Source organism: Hahella sp. HN01 (assembly GCF_018986435.1).
Taxonomy (GTDB): domain Bacteria; phylum Pseudomonadota; class Gammaproteobacteria; order Pseudomonadales; family Oleiphilaceae; genus Hahella.
Map to the genome: position 1 here is coordinate 23,676 of NZ_JAHMIN010000011.1, position 19,532 is coordinate 43,207.

The following is a 19,532-nucleotide window of genomic DNA, read 5'->3' on the forward strand; positions in this document are numbered from 1 at the left end:
GCCCTCGCACCCCGCTGCAGCCCAGTCAGTGACTGCGCTCGACGACCAAAGCGCCGGTCGGGGCACTAACGGAAGTTTAATTTGTGAAGCGAACGCCACAACAACTGATCAGAGATTTACGGTGGACCTGTAACAGCCCGGAGCTGGCCGCCAGTGCCGACATGGCGCCAACACAGTTCGATCGTCAGGCGCCCATAGCGCTGAGCGACACAGACCGGACGCTGGCCATGGACCTGCTAAATATGGAGAAAGACTTAAAAAGCCGTTTTCTGGGCCCTTACTTTGAATCACTTTGGCGCTTCGGCGTCGACCGGCTTAGCGCCTGGCGCGTGATTGCCCATGGCTTGCAAGTGAAAGACCGTAAAAAGACTTACGGCGAGTTTGATTTTATCCTGCAGGACCCCGAGGGCAATTATGTCCATCAGGAAGTCGCCATCAAATACTATCTCGGCTTATCAACGCCATCAGCGAAAGGCGGGGACGCCCACTGGTTCGGCCCCAACTACCTGGACCGGCTGGATCTTAAGTTAAACAAGCTGCTCAACAGCCAGATTTTACTCTCGGAAACGCCCGAAGCCCGACAAGCGCTGGCGAGCCTGGGCATTAACGAAGTCGGCCGTCAGATCGTTATGAAAGGCTATCTGTTTTATCCACTGATTGACCCAGAAAGTGTTGCACCCTCCTCCCTTGCCGCGCCCGACCACTTACGCGGCGGCTGGCTGCCTGTCAGCGCCCTGCCCCAACTGGAGGGAACCGCCACAAACTGGATACTCACCCCTAAATCACACTGGCTATCGCCCCTTTCAATACATCCCGGCAACCAAGCCACAGTCATGAGCTGGGAAGAGTTGTACGGGGAATTGAACTCTACGGAAAGGAGCGGCCGACCACAGATGTTGATCGCATTGGCGGAGTCGCCGGCGGGCGGATGGCTGGAAACAGCTCGATATTTCGTCGTTAGCGACGACTGGGCGGAATCAGCAAGGGCGACATTGAACAACTAGTCCAAGAACTCAAGGCTGCTCGACAAAACCCCGCGCGCCCTGCATACCGCCAGTGTGCACAAGCACAACGTCTGAGCCTCTGGGAGCCTCGCCCCGGCGCAACCAATCCAGCGCCGCATACGCCATTTTCCCCGTGTAGACAGGCTCCAACCCAACGCCTGTGTGATCGAAAAATGCCTGAATGAAGGTCATCAACTCGGGACTGGTCTTGGCGTAACCGCCAAACTCATAACCTTGCATAAAGCGAAAGGGAGTTCCTGGCTGCTGGTTATTCAAAGCCAGCAACTCATTGACCTTAACTGCAATAGAGTCCCCGGCGCGCAACACGGGCACGCCGACCAACTCATGATGCGAGTCAGCGGCGACAAACCCCGCCATCGTACCGCCGGTGCCGCAAGGCAAGAATATAGACACCGGAGTCGAGGAAAAATGGGAATAGATTTGCTGCGCCCACTCAGATACTCCCTTCAACGCCAGCGCATTGCTACCGCCCTCGGGGATAACCATCAGCTTTTGCGTAGCGATTAGCTCTGACAGCCTCCAGCCCTCAATGCTTTCCTCTACCCAGGCAGGATCATCTTTGCAGCGATACGCCTCATTGCTGACGAACAGCAAACGCATCCCCCACTTTTGAGCATCCTGCAGAGTTGGCGTCAGCTCACGCCGCCAGGCGCCGCGCACAACGCCAAAGGTGGGAATATTAAGCATACGGCCCGCCGCAGCGAGCGCATGCAGGTGATTGGAATAAGCGCCGCCGAAGCTCAGCAATCCCGACGCTTGGCTTCGCTCCGCTTCCAGCAGGCTGTATTTAAGCTTGAACCACTTGTTGCCGGATACAGACTCATGAACCAAATCGCCCCGCGCCATCCACAGACGAACGCCAGCGCGCTCAGCCACAGGGTGACTGAGCGGTTGAATGACGCAATCAGGTTGATACAGCAGAGGGGACACGAACTATTCTTGATGCTTCTCGCAACGGTTGCTTTCGCCTGCAACAAACTCAGCGGGCACGGTCACGCGAGGGACGCTCTCGCCACACAATCCTTTGCCAGGAATTTCGTGTTCGCATACCGCGTTTTCGTAATGGTCCAGCCACTCTTTGTAGTGCCGCTCCGTTACAAAACAACGCTCCGCCGCATAGGAGACAGGATTCTGAATATAGCGCAACACATCTTTCGCCGGGATGGTGATATGCCCTGCGCCAGGGTGATACACCACAAAAACCACATCCAGCTCGGACAGCTTATTGAGAATATCTCCGCCGCCATCCTCAGACTCATCCTTCAGGGTTTGAATCTCCTGGCGCAGCTGCTCCTCACGCTCGTCGCGGTAAACCAGCTCCGCCTCGCGACGCTGTAATTGCTCTTTGACAATCGTCAGTTCGCTTTCCAGGCGCTGCCGCAGACGTTCCGCCTCCTCGCCTCCGTCTCCTTTACTGAGTTCTTTCTCCAGCATGGATTGACGCTTTTTGAACTGCACCATTTCCTCTTGCAGAGACAGGTATTGATCGCTGCGCTTCTGCAGTTTGATTTTGGTCTGGTCGTAAAGCACCTTAGTGTGCTGGAGGCTTTGCTCCATATCCTGCACTTTGGTCTTCAGCGCCTGCATCTCCAACCGGTGCTGCCGGTTGAGCTCTTCAATTTCCGCTTCGTGCTGGCTATTCAACGTCTTGATGCGCAGGCGCTGCGCTTTCAGCAAGCGCGCCAGTTTCGTACGATGAATACGCTCCTGCTCTTCCAGCGCAGACGCGGACGCCGCCGGTTGCGGCGCGGCCTGAGTGGGAGTCAGGACAGGAATATCCTCTTCCTCCTCAACCACATCACCAACCACTTCAAAGCCCAAGCGGTTTTCCTGCAGGGATTTTTTAATCACCTGAAAGTCATTGCCGCCCGGCTTCATGTCTGGGTCCCACAAATCCCGCTGATGCCAGGAGATAGCGCATTGACTGCGACACGCGAGCCTTATAGGACCTGCACCGAGATCAGGGCCGGAGCCGGAAATTTTCGCCAACCGCTTCAGCGGGACGTTCCACTCCGAATCCGCGATGCCTTCCTCGTCGAAATAGACCGTAAAAAATACCAGCGCTCGAGGAATCAACTGTTTGTTCAGCTCTGCATAGACCGCCGTTATTTCCGTATCAGCCAGATCATTCAGAGCAACCACGCCGTCCAATATGGCCTCAAATTCCGAATAGCGCATTTGCCGCGCTACATACTGATCCTCCAAGAAGAGAACCGCTTCGTAAATATCATCTTTTTGAGGTTTGGGCATGCCAATGTCCTAGATAATAAGCCCTTCTTTCTTTGCTTGTTGTTTAAGCTGCGTTGTCCAGAAGCCCATTGTCGATGTTGTTATTTTTTGTAAGCGCACCAAAATAACAGAAAATTGTTTCGTTAGCGCTTACCAAGCGTTTAAACACCGATATTTTTTCGCCCCCGGGCCATTTAAAACGGCTCCGGCGCCTGCATTGATTATTAATGAAGCTGTTGAAAACTTAGCACGCAACCTCGGAAATGTCAGTTGGGCAGGTCGCGCTCAGTTGGGGAAAGGGCGCACAAATCAGGCCAATCGACCTGGTTTGCGCAAAAAATGAAAGGTTGAAATGGACTCAGCTCTCGCTGAGTCCAGAGAGGAGAGATCAGATTTCAGCGGCCAGTCGGCTGCCCTGATTTATCGCGCGCTTAGCATCCAACTCCGCCGCCACATCGGCGCCGCCAATCAGATGCACCGACACGCCCGCCGCTTCAAGCGGCTGCTGCAGCTCACGCAAAGGGTCCTGACCTGCGCAAATAATCACATTGTCCACCGGCAACAACTTGGCCTCGCCGTTAACATTCACATGGAAGCCGTCATCATCAATTTTGACGTACTCGCAACCGGCGACCATCCGCACCTGCTTGTTCTTCAGCGAAGCGCGATGGATCCAGCCCGTCGTCTTGCCAAGATTTTTACCCGGCTTGGAGGTTTTCCGTTGCAACAGATAGACCTCTCTGGGAGATGGCTCGATATGCGCCGCAACGCCCTGAACGCCACCACGATGCTCTACACCCAGGTCCACCCCCCACTCCTTCATGAACGCGGAAACGTCCAGGCTGGGCGACTTGCCTTCATGGGTAATAAACTCACTGACGTCAAACCCGATACCGCCAGCGCCGACAACGGCAACCCTTTTCCCTATCGGCTTACGTCCTAACAGCGCATCCAGATATCCCATCACTTTTGGATGATCGACCCCTTCTATCTCAGGTATGCGAGGGGCGACACCGGTTGCGAGAATCACTTCATCGTAACCGCCAGCCTTCAAGTCTTCAGCGCTCACACGGGTATTCAGTCGCACATCGACATTATGCTTTTTCAGCATACGGTCGAAATAACGCAAGGTTTCATAAAACTCTTCTTTACCCGGAATCAGTTTGGCGACATTGAACTGGCCACCGATCTTGTCCGCGCCGTCAAACAGCGTTACATCATGGCCTCTTTCCGCCGCCACCGTAGCGAAAGCCAGACCCGCAGGTCCAGCGCCGACAACCGCCAATTTTTTCTTCGCATTGGTTTTCACGTAGACCAACTCGGTCTCATGACAGGCGCGGGGATTCACCAGACAGGAAGTCAGCTTCATCTGGAAGGTGTGATCAAGGCAGGCTTGGTTACAGGCGATACAAGTATTGATTTCGTCCGCCCGATCTTCCGACGCCTTCACGACAAAATCTGCATCCGCCAGGAAAGGACGGGCCATGGAGATCATGTCCGCATCGCCATCCGCCAGCACTTTTTCCGCTACATCCGGCATGTTGATACGGTTAGTGGTCACCAGCGGAATATTGACGTCTTTCTTCAGTTTCGCGGTTACTTTGGTGAACGCCGCGCGTGGCACCATTGTCGCGATCGTGGGGACGCGCGCTTCATGCCAGCCGATACCCGTGTTGATGATGGTGGCGCCCGCCTCTTCGATTTTCTTGGCCAGTAACACCACCTCTTCCCAGTTGCTGCCGTCGTCAATCAGGTCAAGCATGGAAAGGCGATAAATGATAATGAAGTTCGGGCCGACTCGTTCACGCACACGACGCACGACCTCTATCGGCATGCGAATCCGGCTCTCGTAGTCGCCGCCCCACTTGTCAGTCCGCTTGTTGGTGTGACTCACGATGAACTGGTTGATGAAATAACCTTCCGACCCCATGATCTCAACGCCATCGTAGCCCGCCTGTTGCGCCAGAGCCGCACAGCTTGCGTAGGCGTCTATCTGCTCATCCACCTCGTCAGTGGACAGTTCGCGCGGCTTGAACATATTGATCGGCGCTTGAATGGCGGAAGGCGCCACCAGCTTGGGATGATAGGCGTAGCGTCCCGCATGCAGAATCTGCATACAGATCTTGCCGCCAGCTTCATGCACGGCTTGCGTGATAATCTTGTGCTTTTCCGCATCCGCGTCAGAATCCATCTTGGAAGCGCCCTGAGCGACCGCCCCTTCAGGGTTCGGAGCGATACCGCCGGTTACGATGAGCCCTACCCCACCTCTCGCGCGCTCAGCGTAAAACGCCGCCATACGCTGAAAGCCATTCGGCGACTCTTCCAACCCTGTGTGCATGGAGCCCATTAGAGTCCGGTTGGCGAGGGTGGTGAAGCCCAGATCCAAAGGGGCCAACAGATGCGGATACTTACTCGCGCCAGATGAGTTCTGTTGCATGAAACACTCCTGAATATTCACTTTAATGAGCGAAATGCCGGTAACTAAGCAGCTTCCGCCTCGAGTTATACGCAGCAATCAAGGCTACGGGATTTGCCATATAAATTAGCTCTGTCACGCAAGACATCCAATACCCTTGGATAACATTTTCTTATCTATAAAATACACCTATCCGTCACTTTTAACACGCCAAGGGAAAGCCCCATGCAACTCGGCGACATATCCGTCAATTTCGTAGAGTTAATGCGCGAAGCCTGTCAACGACTTAACGTTGATCCAATGCCGGTCCTCAACGAATACGGCGTTACGACAGAGACGCTCGCCTCCCCCAAAGCGCGCATCAGCATATCCCGCTTCATGCGCATTGGGCAGGCCCTGATCAGCACCACCAACCAGCCCGCACTGGGATTATTCATGGGGCAGGCGCTACGCATTTCCCATATGGGACTTTCCGGTTATGCCGCCATGACCAGCCCTAACCTTGAACGGGCGATCCGGCTATGGATTCACTATGAAAGCCTGAGCAGCGTAAACAAACGCGGGAGCAGCCGGTTTTACCTGACGACAGGAAGCGGCGTCGCCCAGTTTTATTCCATCAGTCCCTATAATGAGTTCAACTATTTCGTGGTGGATTGTCTGCTCAGTGGATGGAGCGCGCTGGCGCACTGGATTACCGGACAGGAGCGCTTACTGAAAGAGGTGGAAATTGAATTTGAAGCGCCGCCTTACGCCCAACATTATCAACAGGCTTTCAATTGTCCCGTTAAGTTCGGTCGCTCTCGTAACGCCTTAATTTTTCGGAAAGAAGCGCTGTCACTACCTTCTGTTTACGCTAATCCGGCGACACATAGCGAAATTGTCAGTATCTGCAACCGGGAACTCACCACCCTGGTTGGGGCTACCAGTCTGACCGAACGGGTCAAGCAGATTATCACCCCAATGCTGCAAGGGCGCGAAGTGGGCCTTACCGAAACCGCCAGGCAACTCGGCCTGTCGGAGTGGACGCTACAAAGACGATTAAAAAAGGAAGGCGTTCAGTTTCAACAAGTTTTGGACGAGACTCGCAAGCAGGTCGCGGAGACCTACCTCAAAGCCACAGACTTAACGATTGGCGAGATAGCATATCTACTGGGCTTTTCTTCACCAGCTGCATTTCATCGGGCATTTAAGAGGTGGTTTGGCGTCAACCCGAAGCCGTTCAAGGACCAGCACACTTCTGGCCGAACGGACGAAGATACAGCGACAGGCGAAATGCCTGAGCGAGAAAGAAGAGACTGAATTAAAGCTCTACGGCGTCATCGACGAATTCGTCGTCTTCAAACTCTTCGTAATCAACATCAATGAGATCATCAATATATTCTTGCACGGTTACGGCTCCTTGCTAATGGTTAACGTCCAGGCTATCAAACAGCTATGTCAGGAAAATGACAAAGAAAAACGACAGAATAAATCAGGAAGGAAAATAAATTAGTGATTGAAATCAGAAAATTAAGATGTGAAGTTAAAGCAAGAGGGATATAAGAGGAAAAGAGTTGGCGGAGCGGACGGGACTCGAACCCGCGACCCCCGGCGTGACAGGCCGGTATTCTAACCGACTGAACTACCGCTCCGCGAAAATCCATCTTTGGGGAAGATGGTGGGTGGTGCAGGGATCGAACCTGCGACCCTCGCCTTGTAAGGGCGATGCTCTCCCAGCTGAGCTAACCACCCAGTTCCAGATGAACTGGCTCTTGACTAAATAGAAAGTGGCGGAGCGGACGGGACTCGAACCCGCGACCCCCGGCGTGACAGGCCGGTATTCTAACCAACTGAACTACCGCTCCACGATCTCTATTTCAGAATTTGGTGGGTGGTGCAGGGATCGAACCTGCGACCCTCGCCTTGTAAGGGCGATGCTCTCCCAGCTGAGCTAACCACCCCCACGTCACTCTGAATCAAGAGGCGCTTCCGAACCAACCCTGCGAACCGCTTGGCTGCCCCGTGAAGACGATGCGCATAGTACTGATCGCCCCATGGTGTGTCAAGCGCAATGTTTAAAAAAGTTTTCGCAGTTGCTATTTCGCTGAAAAGTCGATCAAAAGCGCCAAATTAAGGCGCTTATTCTATTGAGAAATAAAAGTCTGTGCAGGCAGAACAAAAGTTAGCGCTGGATCAGCTCAATCATATAACCGTCAGGATCTTTAACGAACGCAATCACTGTGGTTCCGTGCTTCATGGGTCCCGCCTCCCGAACTACCTGCCCGCCTTTTTCACGAATAGCGTCGCAGGCTTGATAGGCGTCTTCCACTTCTATGGCGAGGTGCCCAAACCCGGAGCCCAGTTCATATGCAGCGGTATCCCAGTTGTGAGTCAGCTCAATGACGGAGTTTTCCGACTCATCGCCGTAGCCGACAAACGCCAAGGTGAAACGGCCTTCCGGGTAATCTTTACGCCGCAACAGACGCATACCCAGCACTTCAGTGTAAAAACCGATGGAGCGATCCAGGTCGCCGACCCGGATCATCGTATGCAATAGCCTCATGATTTTTCTCCTAACAACAATGTGAAAAATGGGGCTACCTTACCATACCCGGAAGGGTGATGACCTCGCGGGCGCAATCTCAAATATCCTGACGCGAAGCGCCAGTGTCGCTGATTCCATGTCGCGCTGCGCACGACTTTTCCTCCAGACGAGCGGACTCGACATTAGAACGTCGGCATTCGGGAATGGCTTTATCCGCCAGCGATTGATTGATGCCATCAAAGAAATGATGGGCCGAGTCGATACTTTGTCGCACCTTGGGCTCAAGCGCCGCACTGATGCGCGTGGCGCCGGCCAAGCCGCCTTTTCCCGTCTGCAACGCCTTATCATAGGCTCTGCTATATACATCCTTCACACGGTCAACAAAGCTTTTGGTCTTTTGTACATGGTCTTGAAACATGGTCGTCACGCTCATAGTTCAGTAAGTCCTTTTTCTGTTTCCTGTCCGCCGTTGATTCGCCGCCGCTTACATCCAATATTAACCGGCTGAAATCCTTACCCATATTTCAGAAGCGCGGCGTCGCCGCAGCCTCTGCTTCAATCGAAGCCCTTACAGTAAATGATAGATGTTAAACCCAGATGTCACCCTATAGAACCGGGTGACAGTACAGAATTGAAAATTTAATGTGGTGATCGCCCCGCCTTTAGAAGGGCCACCACCAGGATGGGCCCTCACTTTCCGCCAGCTGCGCCTCGTAAGCGTTTTTACGCTTGTCCAGCTCACGCTGCATACGATCCGTCTTCAGCCGCTTGGTCGGCCCGCCGCCGCACATATACATACACCACCATTTATCGGGACGGTAATAGCCCTGCTCCTTCAACCTTTCAATTTCTTCCTCGCGGGCGACCTCAATTTCTTCCTGCTCCCGCTCAAATGAATACTCTATATTTTCTTTCACAATAGAGGTGGCGGCATGATTAGGCGCCAGTAGATCGCTATTCAGAAAGCGGGTCTCCACGATTTCGTTATAAGCGAAGTCAGCGGCCACCAACTGTAAATCCCCTTCCGCCCAGGGTGAGTCGGTTTCGATTTCCGGATTTGGATCTGGTTTGCTGATTTCGGAATAACGCAGATAGTAAATTTTGCCCGCATCGACACTGAGTATCTGATCCGTCATATCGCTCAGGGTAAAGCCGCCTATACCTTCGAAGCCCAACAGAGGCCTGCGCATAGTGATGCGTCGCTCGCCCGGAGCCACCTGTAGCCAGGTATAGCTGTTGTCGCGAAAGTTGAAATATTGACTGTCATCGACATACACGCTGGGAGACTCGATTTCTTCTGACGCCCAGTCACTGTGAGGTCGGTAAAAATAGATAAGCGCAGAAGACGCACTATCCCACTCCGAGTCAGGAATATGCACGAATTTAGGGCCGCTGACCGGATGCACAAAGGCCCCTACGCTCTTCCCCATGGATTGATAGATCTTACACCCACTCATTGCCACCGCCGTCACCAGCAGTAGGACAAGCGTTCTGAGGTTAGGATATCGCTGCATACTCACTCCCCCGTCTATAAGGGCGTCGCTTTCATGACCATTTCACAAATCATGGCTCTTGTTTATTGAAGCGGAAGGTGTTGCGGGACGACTCCCTTGGGGCCAAACCCTCCAGACTGGGGATGATTCTAACAACCGTATGCTTCGCCAGCTGAGAATTGGAGCAAGAATTCGCTACAACGCGTTACTTTGCACTACATTTCTTTACAGTTATTTTGCCTGCAAGCAGGCGTCATTCGACGGGCAGGCTGAATTTTCAACAGGGAACGACGAATGACAATAATTAAGCCGTATTTTGAAACAGCTCCACATTCCCGTTCGGCTTAATTGCTACAATCAGTCACAACCAATTATAAAAAATGCGCAAGGGTCACTACTCATGAACGACTCGGATGTCCTCACCGCCGCGCCTGATCCGCATGTGGATCGCTTGTTCACACCCACTTTGATGGCGCTGCTGCTCGGCGCAGCGTTGAGCATTTCAGCAGAAGAGCTTCCCTACGAGATGGAATGGAAAGCCCTGGATGAGCCCTCCACTGAAGCCAGCGTGCATATTGAACTTGATGACGGACAAGCCCTCGATATCACTTTCTCCGAAGCGCAAATTAACTACATACCCATTGCCGATACCGTAGAGCGCTCCACCCTGGATTCAATTTCACTCGCTCTACTTCAGAATCCACAGCTATCGAGCATTTTTGTGCCTGGCCTGTTCTCTCCGCCAGCAGCGGGCGGCCCGGTTTATGAAGAAGCGCAACGAGCGCGAAATGATGAAAGAGAGGCCGCACTATACGACCCCAACAAATTGGCGACGCTGGAAACGTCCGTCGCGGCGGCGCTACTTTTTCGCCAATACGTGGAAGTAAGAATCGAACCGCAGTTTCAAGCGGTGGACTTTGACGCGACCACAATCGTCAACACGCCGCGGCCGTAAAAGAATAAGAGTAAGAGTAAAGATTGACACATGCGCTACAGGTGCGCGCCTAAGCTTCACTTAGGCGCAGTAGCGAGGGCTATTTCTGTATGGCCTTCAATTGCAGGCCAATTTCATTCATGCGACGATCCAGCTCAACATAGCGTTGCACCAGTTGATTACGGGTGGCGTCGATAGCGCTTACTTTCTTCTCAAGCTCTTTGAGGTTGCCGTCCAGATTCTGCTCATTCATTTTACCGATCATGCGCTCAAGCTTGGCGATAGCCACGGTTTGCTCAGAGATAGATTTCTCCAGCTTGTCGGAACTCTGTTTCAGAAGTTGCGCCAACTCAGCCTGCTTCCTCTCCAGGGCTTCGTCAGTGCGCCCCATATCATCCGCAAGCGCGGAAATCTGCAGCGCCTGAGCTTCCTGAGACTTGCCAAGATTTTCACCGATAACCGTCAGGCCATTTATCTCACCGCTTAGCGCTTTGATCCGCTCCTGCGACTGTTTAAAGTCGCCCTGCAGGGCTGTCAGTGCTTTTTGGTTTTCCTCAATCAACTGTTTATTGCGCTTATTGGATACATCCCACAGCTTGCGGATCTCAGAGTCCAAGGTTTTCAGTTCCCTGGCCATTTCATTACCGCTTTGCGCCATGGTGGCGTCAGTCTGATTGATTTGACCTTCAAGACGCGCAGTCACCAGCTTACTTTGAGATATATACTGAGTCGCCTGCTGCAGCTGGGTTTGCAGAGACAGAATGGTTTGCTGCTGGGTTTTGACCTGCCAATATCCAATCAGCGCAAAAGTCAGCACCAGAATGAATACAAAGACGATCGCCCATTGTGCGGGACGGGACAGTCTGACATAAGCCTCCACCGGGGCCTCCGCAACCGGCGCAGCCTTTTTGGGCTCAGCAGGTTTCGCCGCAGGCGCTTTATGGCGCTGTGATTGAAATCGATCAACCTCGTCTTTCTCGGGCTTAATTGTCTCCATGTATCCTCGCTAGTGGACTGTATTTATATAGTGTATCGGCAAACGCCCGATTCTGCGCGGTTGCGCCATGGCATTTTAGACAATGCCGAAGTTTCCGTACACGCGCCCTTATCCAGCTTTATCATATTTGCGACAGAACAGGCATGAAGCAACCCGCTATTATTCCGTTTTTCCTGAGCCAGATAAAGGCTCCGCGCACGCGGGATCTCCGCCGCCTGCGGCGAGAGCCGGCAAGGGCCCGCTTTCGTTTGCATCCCTTGTACCGACTCACTAAACTATGCGCCTCTTTTTTAAACAGTATGCCTCGACCACCCGCAAATTCGCGCCCCATAGGCGAATTTATCCAATAATGACAGGGTTACTAAGGAGAAATCATGCAGCCTTTAGTTGGCATTATTATGGGCTCCAAATCCGACTGGCCTACCATGGAGCACGCCGCTGAGATGCTCGACAAGCTGGGCGTTCCCTATGAAGTGCAAGTTGTTTCCGCTCACCGTACGCCGGACCTGCTGTTTGACTACGCCAAGTCCGCCGAAGGCAGAGGCATCAAGATAATCATCGCCGGAGCTGGCGGCGCCGCCCACCTGCCCGGTATGGCCGCGTCACAAACCTCGTTGCCGGTGCTGGGCGTCCCCGTGCAGTCCAAGACGCTGAATGGTCTAGACTCATTATTGTCCATCGTACAAATGCCTGGAGGCGTCCCCGTGGGCACGCTGGCGATCGGCAAAGCCGGCGCTACTAACGCAGGACTGATGGCGGCTCAGATTGTGGGCTTGCAGGACAGCAAAATCATGGACGCCGTAAAAGCGTTCCGCAAACAGCAGACAGACACTGTTCTTAACAACGCTGACCCAAGGCAATCATGAAAAGAATCGGCATTCTCGGAGCCGGCCAACTTGGCCGCATGATGGCGCTGGCGGGTATGCCGCTGGGCTTTGAATTTGCGCTTTACGACACTTCCGGGGCCCCTACCGCGGGCCTTGGAACAATTTTCAGCGACCCCGACAACACCCAGTCGGAGCTGGACCGCTTCCTTGATTTCGTCGATGTAGTGACCTACGAGTTTGAGCACTTACCCCTGGATCTGGCGCAGAATATCGCCGATCGTAAGCCGCTCTACCCGGGAGTGGAAGCGCTGCGCGTGTGTCAGAACAGAGAGCACGAAAAAGCGCTGTTTACTCAATTGGGCATCCCTACTCCCAAATATCGCCTGGTCAACAGCCCAGAGGAATTGGCTGAGGCCGCTCGCGAACTGGGAACTCCGGTCGTGGCGAAATCCATCACGGAAGGTTACGACGGTAAAGGCCAAGCGATCCTGAAGTCCGTTGATGAGGCGGAAGAGGCCTGGAACAGCATTGGACACCCCCGACTGATTGTCGAGTCTTTCGTCAATTTCTCCCGGGAAATATCCATCATCGCCGCTCGCAGCAGTACAGGTGAAACCGTCACCTACCCTCTGGCGGAAAATATTCATCATGGCGGCATTCTGCGTTACACCATCGCCCCAGCTCCGCGCATTAGCGACGATCTGGCGCAGAAAGCGGCTGAGTATATTGAGACGCTGATGGCGCATCTGTCCTATGTGGGCGTCTTGGCTCTGGAGCTGTTTGAAACGCCTGAAGGCCTCCTGGCCAATGAGATGGCGCCGCGCGTGCACAACTCCGGTCACTGGTCCATGAATGGAGCGCACACAGGACAGTTTGAGAACCATTTGCGCGCCGTCGCCGGTTTACCTTTGGGCGACACCCAGCCTGTCGGCGTCAGTTGCATGATAAACCTGATTGGTCGTCATGCTGACCGCGAAAGCGTATTGACGCTCAGCGACACGCATCTGCACCTGTATGGAAAAGAAGAGCGCGCCGGTCGCAAACTCGGGCATATCAACATTGTCGCGGAAGACTACAAAGCGCTGATAGCCAAAGTGGAAAAGTGCCTCCCATTCGTGCCGGAGCATACACCTTTCACTTCCTCGCTGGCTCACTTTGACTAGTGTTTTTCCGGCCCATTTTTATGGGCCGGCGTCCCCAATAAACCACCTGTATTTCTTATAACCAACATCCCCTGGCGCGTCCCTAGCTTATTAATTTTATTAATAAGTCTGATAAATAATCTTGAAAAACCCTTGATAGCACTCCATATATGCGGGTGATATCATTCTGCGCGATCTAACAAAAGAATTCTGTCGGTCGCCATCTGGCCGGCATCAATACCCAGGGTGATACTGTGATGACCCTGAGCCTGCAGGCTGAATTTCCGGAGATTCGGAGCTATCTCTTCTTACTCAGTCTGTATACTCTAGAATCAGAGACTTACACGGGATTACACACTTAAAAGACGGAGAAAATCTCATGGCATTTGAACTTCCTGCTCTCCCTTACGAAAAGAATGCGCTAGCGCCGCACATTTCCGAAGAAACTATCGAATACCACTACGGTAAACACCACAAAACTTATGTTGATAAGTTGAACGGTCTGGTTCCCGGAACTGAATACGAAGGGAAGTCTCTGGAAGAGATTATCGTGGCTTCCAAGAGCGGCCCTGTTTTCAACAACGCCGCCCAGATCTGGAACCACACTTTCTACTGGCACTGCCTGAGCCCTAACGGCGGCGGCGAGCCTACTGGCGAGCTGGCGGACGCCATCAACAAAACTTTCGGTTCCTTCGAAAGCTTCAAAACCCAATTCACTGACAAAGCCGTTAACAACTTCGGTTCCGCTTGGACCTGGTTGGTCAAAAACGCTGACGGCTCACTGGAAATCTTCAACACCAGCAACGCAGGCACGCCAATGACTGACGGCAAAACCGCACTGCTGACCGTTGACGTATGGGAACACGCTTACTACATCGATTACAGAAACGTTCGTCCTAACTACATGAATGCGTTCTGGAATCTGGTGAACTGGGATTTCGTCGCCAAAAACCTGGCCGCTTAATCCGTTCCAACGTCGGGGCCCAGCGCCCCGACGTGATTCATGCCCTGACAGATCCTGTTCTCCCTCGCCTCATTTCTCCCTCCGCACACCCAGTTTCTCTCCGCCATTCCCTCTGCACCCGCGCACCTAAGCTGTTACTTTGTCCCGTATATAACTACACTTTCCATAGCAGGGGATAATAAGATTGACACAAACACCACCGCCGGCGTCGAAGCAATCAATCAGCATGGTTCAAGAAAAGCAAAACGCTCCAGTAAAATGGCGACATAGCCTGTCCGCCAAATTAATGAACTGGGTGTTGTTTACCGCTTTGGCGGTAGGCGTTTTACTCAGCATTGGTCAGATTATTTTTGAATCCATGCGCGCCGTGGAGGAAATGGACAACGAGGCCAGACAAACCCTGGCCATTGTGCGCGACCCCGCCACCCAGGCGGTTTACAGCATCGACCCCGACTTGGCGCAGCAGGTTCTGGAAGGCCTGTTCGAAAAACCGTCTATTCGCTACGCGGCTATCGCTCACCCCAATCAAACGATTCTGGCTGAACTCTCCAAGCCCCTGCAGGAAACCCAGAGTCGCTGGATGACCGACGCTATCTTCGGCAAAGAGCGCGAGTACGCCATTTCCTTATTCCGCCCAACGCCGCAACCCACCTACTACGGCGAGCTGAAGATCGTCGTCGATACCGCACCCAAGTCGGCGCTGTTTTTGGAGCGCTCCATACTGATTTTCATGACTGGCCTGCTGCGCGCCCTGCTCTTGGCGTTCGTCCTGCATCTGGTCTATCACTTTCTGTTAACGGCGCCACTCAAGGCCATTATCAACTCCCTACTGCGCATTAACCCCGCTGAGCCCGGGTTACAGTCGCTTCCGGTGCCCCGTCAACACGAAAGAGACGAACTGGGCAGCTGGGTGCGCGCCGCAAACAGCCTTTTGCAGTCCATCGAGGAGCACCAACAGAAGCGTCAGGCGGCGGAAGCGCGGATCATCAAACTATCCCAGTACGACTCCCTCACCGGCCTGCCAACCCGCTCCCTGTTCAGTAATTACATCGCCGCGGCGGTGGACGATTCAGAAGCGCTGAACCAGAAGTTTGCGGTTTTTTGCGTCGGCATTGACGACTTCAAGTCGATCAATGAGCAACTCGGCTATAGTCAGGGAGACAAGCTGCTACAGGCCTTCGCTGAGAGGCTGCTTTCACAGCGGGACGGCGTACACACAGTCTGCCGACTTGGCGGCGACCAATTCGCCCTGATCCTGTTTAATGTCAGCAGCAGTTACCGGGTGGCGGCTTTCGCTGAATCACTGCTGCGGGAAATCAGTCGCCCGTTTGAGATTGAGGATCAACTGACTCCTGTATCCTGCACCATCGGCATCGCCATTTACCCGGATGACGCCCGCGATGCAGAGAAGATTTTGCAAAAGGCTGAGCAGACCATGATGCTGGCCAAGTCGGTCTCCAATAATCACTTCCAGTTCTACGTCGCCAGTCTCGACAGCGAAATCCGCGAACGTAAAAAACTGGAGAAAGATCTCTCCAAGGCCATACAAAACAACGAGCTGTTTTTGGTCTACCAGCCGCAAATGGACCTGAATTCGAAGCAGGTTGTGGGCTGTGAGGCGCTGCTGCGCTGGCGTCATCCTGAACGCGGCTTGGTCCCCCCCGACGTATTCATCCCCATTGCAGAGGCCAATGAGACCATTCTTGAAATTGGCGACTGGGTGCTGCACGAGGCCTGCGCCCAGGTTAACCAATGGCGTAACCAAGGCTTTAATATCAAAGTGGCGATAAACCTGTCCGCCAACCAGCTCAGACAGAAAGAGTTCGCGCCACATGTCCTGAAGATCATCGAAAGCCGCCAGATCCCCACCTCGCTCATCGAGCTGGAGGTCACGGAAACCAGCTTCATGGAAAACCTGAATCAGGCCATCACTTCCCTGCGCCACCTGAGCGAATTTGGCATTCAGTGCGCCGTGGATGATTTCGGCACCGGCTATTCATCGCTCAGTTACCTGAAGCAGTTACCTATCCGCAAGATCAAAATCGACAAACAGTTTGTTCGCGACCTGATGAAAGACGAAGACGACACCCAAATCGTGCACGCCATCATCCAGCTGGGCAAAAGCCTGCGCCTGGACGTCATCGCCGAAGGCGTGGAAACGCCACGGCAGGAGCGCTTCCTGAAGCATGACGGCTGCACGCTGGCGCAGGGCTACTATTACAGTAAGCCGGTGCCGCCGGAAGAGTTCATTGAGTTCATGAAAGTCAGTCACGCGCCGCAGACCTGATCACCAACTCATCCCACCTGACGCCGCGCGTACGGGTGGAACTTACGTAACGCCCTCATTTAACATGCGGGAAAACATTCTTTTTCGGGAGTCTATCAATGAGCATTTCCGCGATTATCGGCATTGTCGTCATCATCGCCGTCGCCTTCTATCTGATATCCATCTACAACAAACTCGTGTCTCTGAAGAATCGCTTTAAAAACGCTTTCGCTCAAATAGACGTACAGTTGCAGCGCCGACATGACCTGATTCCCAACTTGGTGGAGACCGCCAAGGCGTTTATGAAGCATGAGCAGGACACGCTGGAGAAAGTCATGCAGGCGCGCAACCAGGCGATCAATGCGCAACAGGCGGCGGCGCAACGACCTGAAGAAGGAGACCGCATCAAACAGCTGTCTCAGGCCGAGGGCATGCTGAACCGCGCTTTGGCGAACTTCTACGCCGTGTCTGAAAACTATCCGGACATTAAGGCGAATCAAACCATGCAACAGTTAATGGAAGAGCTCACCAGCACGGAAAATAAAGTTGGCTTCGCCCGTCAGGCTTACAATGACGCTGTAATGACCTATCACACCTATCGTGAACAGTTTCCCAGCAATCTTATCGCCGGCTTTTTCGGCTTCAAAGAAACCGAGATGTTTGAGGTTGAGTCCGCTGAGGCTCGTCAGGCTGTCAAAGTCAGCTTTAACTAGCTCCTGACAAGTCATGGATTTTTTCGCCAAGCAAGAGCGCGCGCGCAAGCTCTCGGTTCTACTCCTGCTCCATTTCGCCGCCGCTTTGATCGGCATAGCGCTCGCCATTAATATCGCCGGGTTCATCGCTTACCACCAGTTCGTGGACGCGCGCATGACCCCAAGCGCCTGGCTGGCTGGCCCCGCCTGGTGGGTGGCGCTGGCGGTCATCGCTATTGTCGCGGTGGGCGCAGGCAAACGTTTTTTACAGTTAAGGCGCGGCGGACGCTCCGTTGCGCAAATGGTCGGCGCACGCCAGATCAACGCGACAACTCAAAACCAGAATGAACGCCGGCTGGTCAATGTTGTGGAGGAAATGAGCATCGCTTCCGGCGTGCCCATCCCCAGCATTTACATTATGGACAAGGAAGAGGCCATCAACGCCTTTGTGGCGGGCTACACGCTTGAGGACATGTCTCTGGTCGTCACCGCCGGTACGCTTAACTCACTAAGCCGGGATGAACTACAAGGCGTCATTGGCCATGAATTCAGCCACATTCTGAACGCTGACACCCGCTTGAACGTGCAGATTATCGCCGTTCTCGCGGGCATCCTTCTGATAGGCTCCACCGGAGCCTTTCTGTTGCGAATGTCCAGCAGAAGCGGCGGTAGGCGCTCACGCGACGCACGCGGGGTGATCATTGTCGTAGCGGCGGGATTCACTCTGTTCGTATTGGGCTATATTGGTCTGTTTTTTGGCCGCTTAATTCAAGCTGCGCTTTCCCGCCAACGGGAATATCTGGCGGACGCGTCGTCGGTGCAGTTTACCCGCAACCCAGAAGGTATCGCTGGCGCCCTCTTCAAGATCAGGGAAAGTCAGACACACTCCTACCTGGGACATACGTCCAGCGCCCAGGAGATCAACCATATGTGTTTTGGCGAAAGTCTGAAGCTGAGCGCCTGGTTCGCTTCCCATCCGCCGCTGGACGAGCGCATTCGCGCCGTGGACCCGCTTTTTCTGACCAAGCAGCGCGCACGCCGCAACCAAGGCCAGGCGCAACAAACTGCAGCAACAACCTCAAGCGCTCCCCCCGCCACATCAGGATTCGCTCCACAAAGCGCGTCGCCCTCCACGGAGCAAATCAAAAGCGCAGGAATCGCCAGACAAGTTGGACGTCATACGCAGGCGACGCAAGACTGGAGCCAGCGAACACTGCAACGGTTGCAGACCACCTTTGGCGACGCCCTGCATACGCCAAGCCAGGCGGAAAGAATAATCTATGCTCTACTGCTGCTGGAGTCGCCAGTCAGATTGCCCGTGGGCGATACTATCCTGCACTCATCGGGAATCCCGATAAAGAGCACGCCAGATTTCGACAGTCTTGAACGCAAGATCACGACATTACCGGCCAATCACCGTTTACCGCTTTTAGAAGTCTGTCTTGGCGCGCTGAAAGGAGGCGACATCGCCGCTCGCTCTCACGTCGTCGCTACGGCGCAGCAAATTGTCGCCCTGGACGAGCGCACGACACTTTCGGAATTCGCCATCCTCGCCCTATTACGCACGCAGCTGGATGAGAACTTCGCGCCTCAACGAGACACTCTGACTCGCTACGAACAGGCCAGCGATGAGATTGCACTGATACTTTCCGCTTTTGCCCGTCTGGGCGTCGCAGCTTCAGGCGCAAGCCCAGAGACCAATCCCAGCCAGTTTTTCAAACAAGTGATGTCGCAGAACTTCCCTCACCTGGGTGCAACCTTTCACTCCAGACTTGCTTCAGATCAGCTTGCGGATGCGCTCAACAGATTGTCACAGCTGTCAGCATTGCTTAAACCCGCTGTCGTCGAGGCTTTCGCACAATGCGTCAGTTACGATGGCTATGTCAGCTTAAAGGAATATGAGTTGCTGCGCGCCGCAACGGCGGTGATGGGGTGTCCGATGCCGCCCCTGGAGCCCAGCGACGAGATTGATAATTAGAAAAAAGAGAAAAAGGAAGAAGTCAGGCGCAAGGCGGCGGAGCCT

At 53.8% G+C, this 19,532-nt stretch carries 16 protein-coding genes and 4 tRNA genes; 9 read left to right on the forward strand and 11 right to left on the reverse strand.

The annotated features are described in order from the left end of the window. Positions 1-83: 83 nt before the first annotated feature. Complete coding sequence (locus KP814_RS12410; protein WP_216737072.1) at positions 84-1,004, forward strand: DUF1853 family protein; 921 nt, start codon at positions 84-86, stop codon at positions 1,002-1,004. Between the two features lie 9 nt (positions 1,005-1,013). On the opposite strand, the gene KP814_RS12415 is transcribed toward KP814_RS12410, so the two are convergent. The 3 genes from KP814_RS12415 to KP814_RS12425 all read right to left on the reverse strand — a co-directional run bounded on the left by KP814_RS12415 (position 1,014) and on the right by KP814_RS12425 (position 5,691). Further along, positions 1,014-1,955 carry a pyridoxal-phosphate dependent enzyme gene (locus KP814_RS12415; RefSeq protein ID WP_216737073.1) on the reverse strand — a complete coding sequence of 314 codons (942 nt, stop codon included), beginning with the start codon at positions 1,953-1,955 and terminating at the stop codon, positions 1,014-1,016. Positions 1,956-1,958: 3 nt separating this feature from the next. Then, positions 1,959-3,275, reverse strand: a complete 1,317-nt coding sequence (locus tag KP814_RS12420; protein WP_216737074.1) for a DNA repair ATPase — start codon at positions 3,273-3,275, stop codon at positions 1,959-1,961. 367 nt (positions 3,276-3,642) lie between these two features. After that, a complete protein-coding gene (locus KP814_RS12425) occupies positions 3,643-5,691 on the reverse strand; it encodes an NADPH-dependent 2,4-dienoyl-CoA reductase (protein WP_216737075.1) in 2,049 nt (682 codons plus the stop codon). 204 nt (positions 5,692-5,895) lie between these two features. Here KP814_RS12425 and KP814_RS12430 point away from each other — a divergent pair, with 204 nt between their 5' ends. Continuing rightward, positions 5,896-6,969, forward strand: a complete 1,074-nt coding sequence (locus KP814_RS12430; RefSeq protein ID WP_216737076.1) for an AraC family transcriptional regulator — start codon at positions 5,896-5,898, stop codon at positions 6,967-6,969. Between the two features lie 255 nt (positions 6,970-7,224). On the opposite strand, the gene KP814_RS12435 is transcribed toward KP814_RS12430, so the two are convergent. The 7 genes from KP814_RS12435 to KP814_RS12465 all read right to left on the reverse strand — a co-directional run bounded on the left by KP814_RS12435 (position 7,225) and on the right by KP814_RS12465 (position 9,708). Then, positions 7,225-7,301, reverse strand: a tRNA-Asp gene (locus tag KP814_RS12435). Positions 7,302-7,325: 24 nt separating this feature from the next. Further along, positions 7,326-7,401 (reverse strand) — tRNA-Val (locus KP814_RS12440). Positions 7,402-7,437: 36 nt separating this feature from the next. Then, a tRNA-Asp gene (locus KP814_RS12445) sits at positions 7,438-7,514 on the reverse strand. A gap of 20 nt (positions 7,515-7,534) precedes the next feature. Beyond that, positions 7,535-7,610, reverse strand: a tRNA-Val gene (locus KP814_RS12450). 221 nt (positions 7,611-7,831) lie between these two features. Beyond that, positions 7,832-8,212: a lactoylglutathione lyase gene (gene gloA / locus KP814_RS12455; protein ID WP_216737077.1), complete on the reverse strand. Its 381-nt coding sequence runs from the start codon at positions 8,210-8,212 to the stop codon at positions 7,832-7,834. Positions 8,213-8,291: 79 nt separating this feature from the next. After that, positions 8,292-8,627 carry a hypothetical protein gene (locus KP814_RS12460; protein ID WP_216737078.1) on the reverse strand — a complete coding sequence of 112 codons (336 nt, stop codon included), beginning with the start codon at positions 8,625-8,627 and terminating at the stop codon, positions 8,292-8,294. Between the two features lie 229 nt (positions 8,628-8,856). Beyond that, positions 8,857-9,708, reverse strand: coding sequence for a DUF2846 domain-containing protein (locus KP814_RS12465; RefSeq protein WP_216737079.1), 852 nt, complete (start codon positions 9,706-9,708; stop codon positions 8,857-8,859). A gap of 379 nt (positions 9,709-10,087) precedes the next feature. Between KP814_RS12465 and KP814_RS12470 the strand changes: the two genes are divergently transcribed. Further along, positions 10,088-10,642, forward strand: a complete 555-nt coding sequence (locus tag KP814_RS12470) for a hypothetical protein (protein ID WP_216737080.1) — start codon at positions 10,088-10,090, stop codon at positions 10,640-10,642. Positions 10,643-10,721: 79 nt separating this feature from the next. Here KP814_RS12470 and KP814_RS12475 read toward each other — a convergent pair whose 3' ends face one another. Further along, positions 10,722-11,618, reverse strand: coding sequence for a hypothetical protein (locus KP814_RS12475; protein WP_216737081.1), 897 nt, complete (start codon positions 11,616-11,618; stop codon positions 10,722-10,724). Between the two features lie 374 nt (positions 11,619-11,992). Between KP814_RS12475 and purE the strand changes: the two genes are divergently transcribed. The 6 genes from purE to KP814_RS12505 all read left to right on the forward strand — a co-directional run bounded on the left by purE (position 11,993) and on the right by KP814_RS12505 (position 19,487). Then, positions 11,993-12,484 carry a 5-(carboxyamino)imidazole ribonucleotide mutase gene (gene purE, locus KP814_RS12480; protein WP_216737082.1) on the forward strand — a complete coding sequence of 164 codons (492 nt, stop codon included), beginning with the start codon at positions 11,993-11,995 and terminating at the stop codon, positions 12,482-12,484. Beyond that, a complete protein-coding gene (locus tag KP814_RS12485; RefSeq protein WP_216737083.1) occupies positions 12,481-13,608 on the forward strand; it encodes a 5-(carboxyamino)imidazole ribonucleotide synthase in 1,128 nt (375 codons plus the stop codon). Before purE ends, KP814_RS12485 begins: the two co-directional genes overlap by 4 nt. A gap of 358 nt (positions 13,609-13,966) precedes the next feature. Continuing rightward, positions 13,967-14,551: a superoxide dismutase [Fe] gene (gene sodB, locus KP814_RS12490; protein WP_011398372.1), complete on the forward strand. Its 585-nt coding sequence runs from the start codon at positions 13,967-13,969 to the stop codon at positions 14,549-14,551. 226 nt (positions 14,552-14,777) lie between these two features. After that, a complete protein-coding gene (locus tag KP814_RS12495) occupies positions 14,778-16,838 on the forward strand; it encodes a bifunctional diguanylate cyclase/phosphodiesterase (RefSeq protein WP_216737084.1) in 2,061 nt (686 codons plus the stop codon). 98 nt (positions 16,839-16,936) lie between these two features. Next, the gene (locus KP814_RS12500) at positions 16,937-17,530 is read left to right on the forward strand and encodes a LemA family protein (protein ID WP_216737085.1); all 594 of its coding nucleotides are present in this window, start codon (positions 16,937-16,939) and stop codon (positions 17,528-17,530) included. A gap of 13 nt (positions 17,531-17,543) precedes the next feature. Next, entirely contained in the window at positions 17,544-19,487 is a 1,944-nt protein-coding gene (locus tag KP814_RS12505; protein WP_216737086.1) for a M48 family metallopeptidase, read from the forward strand. Positions 19,488-19,532 lie beyond the last annotated feature (45 nt).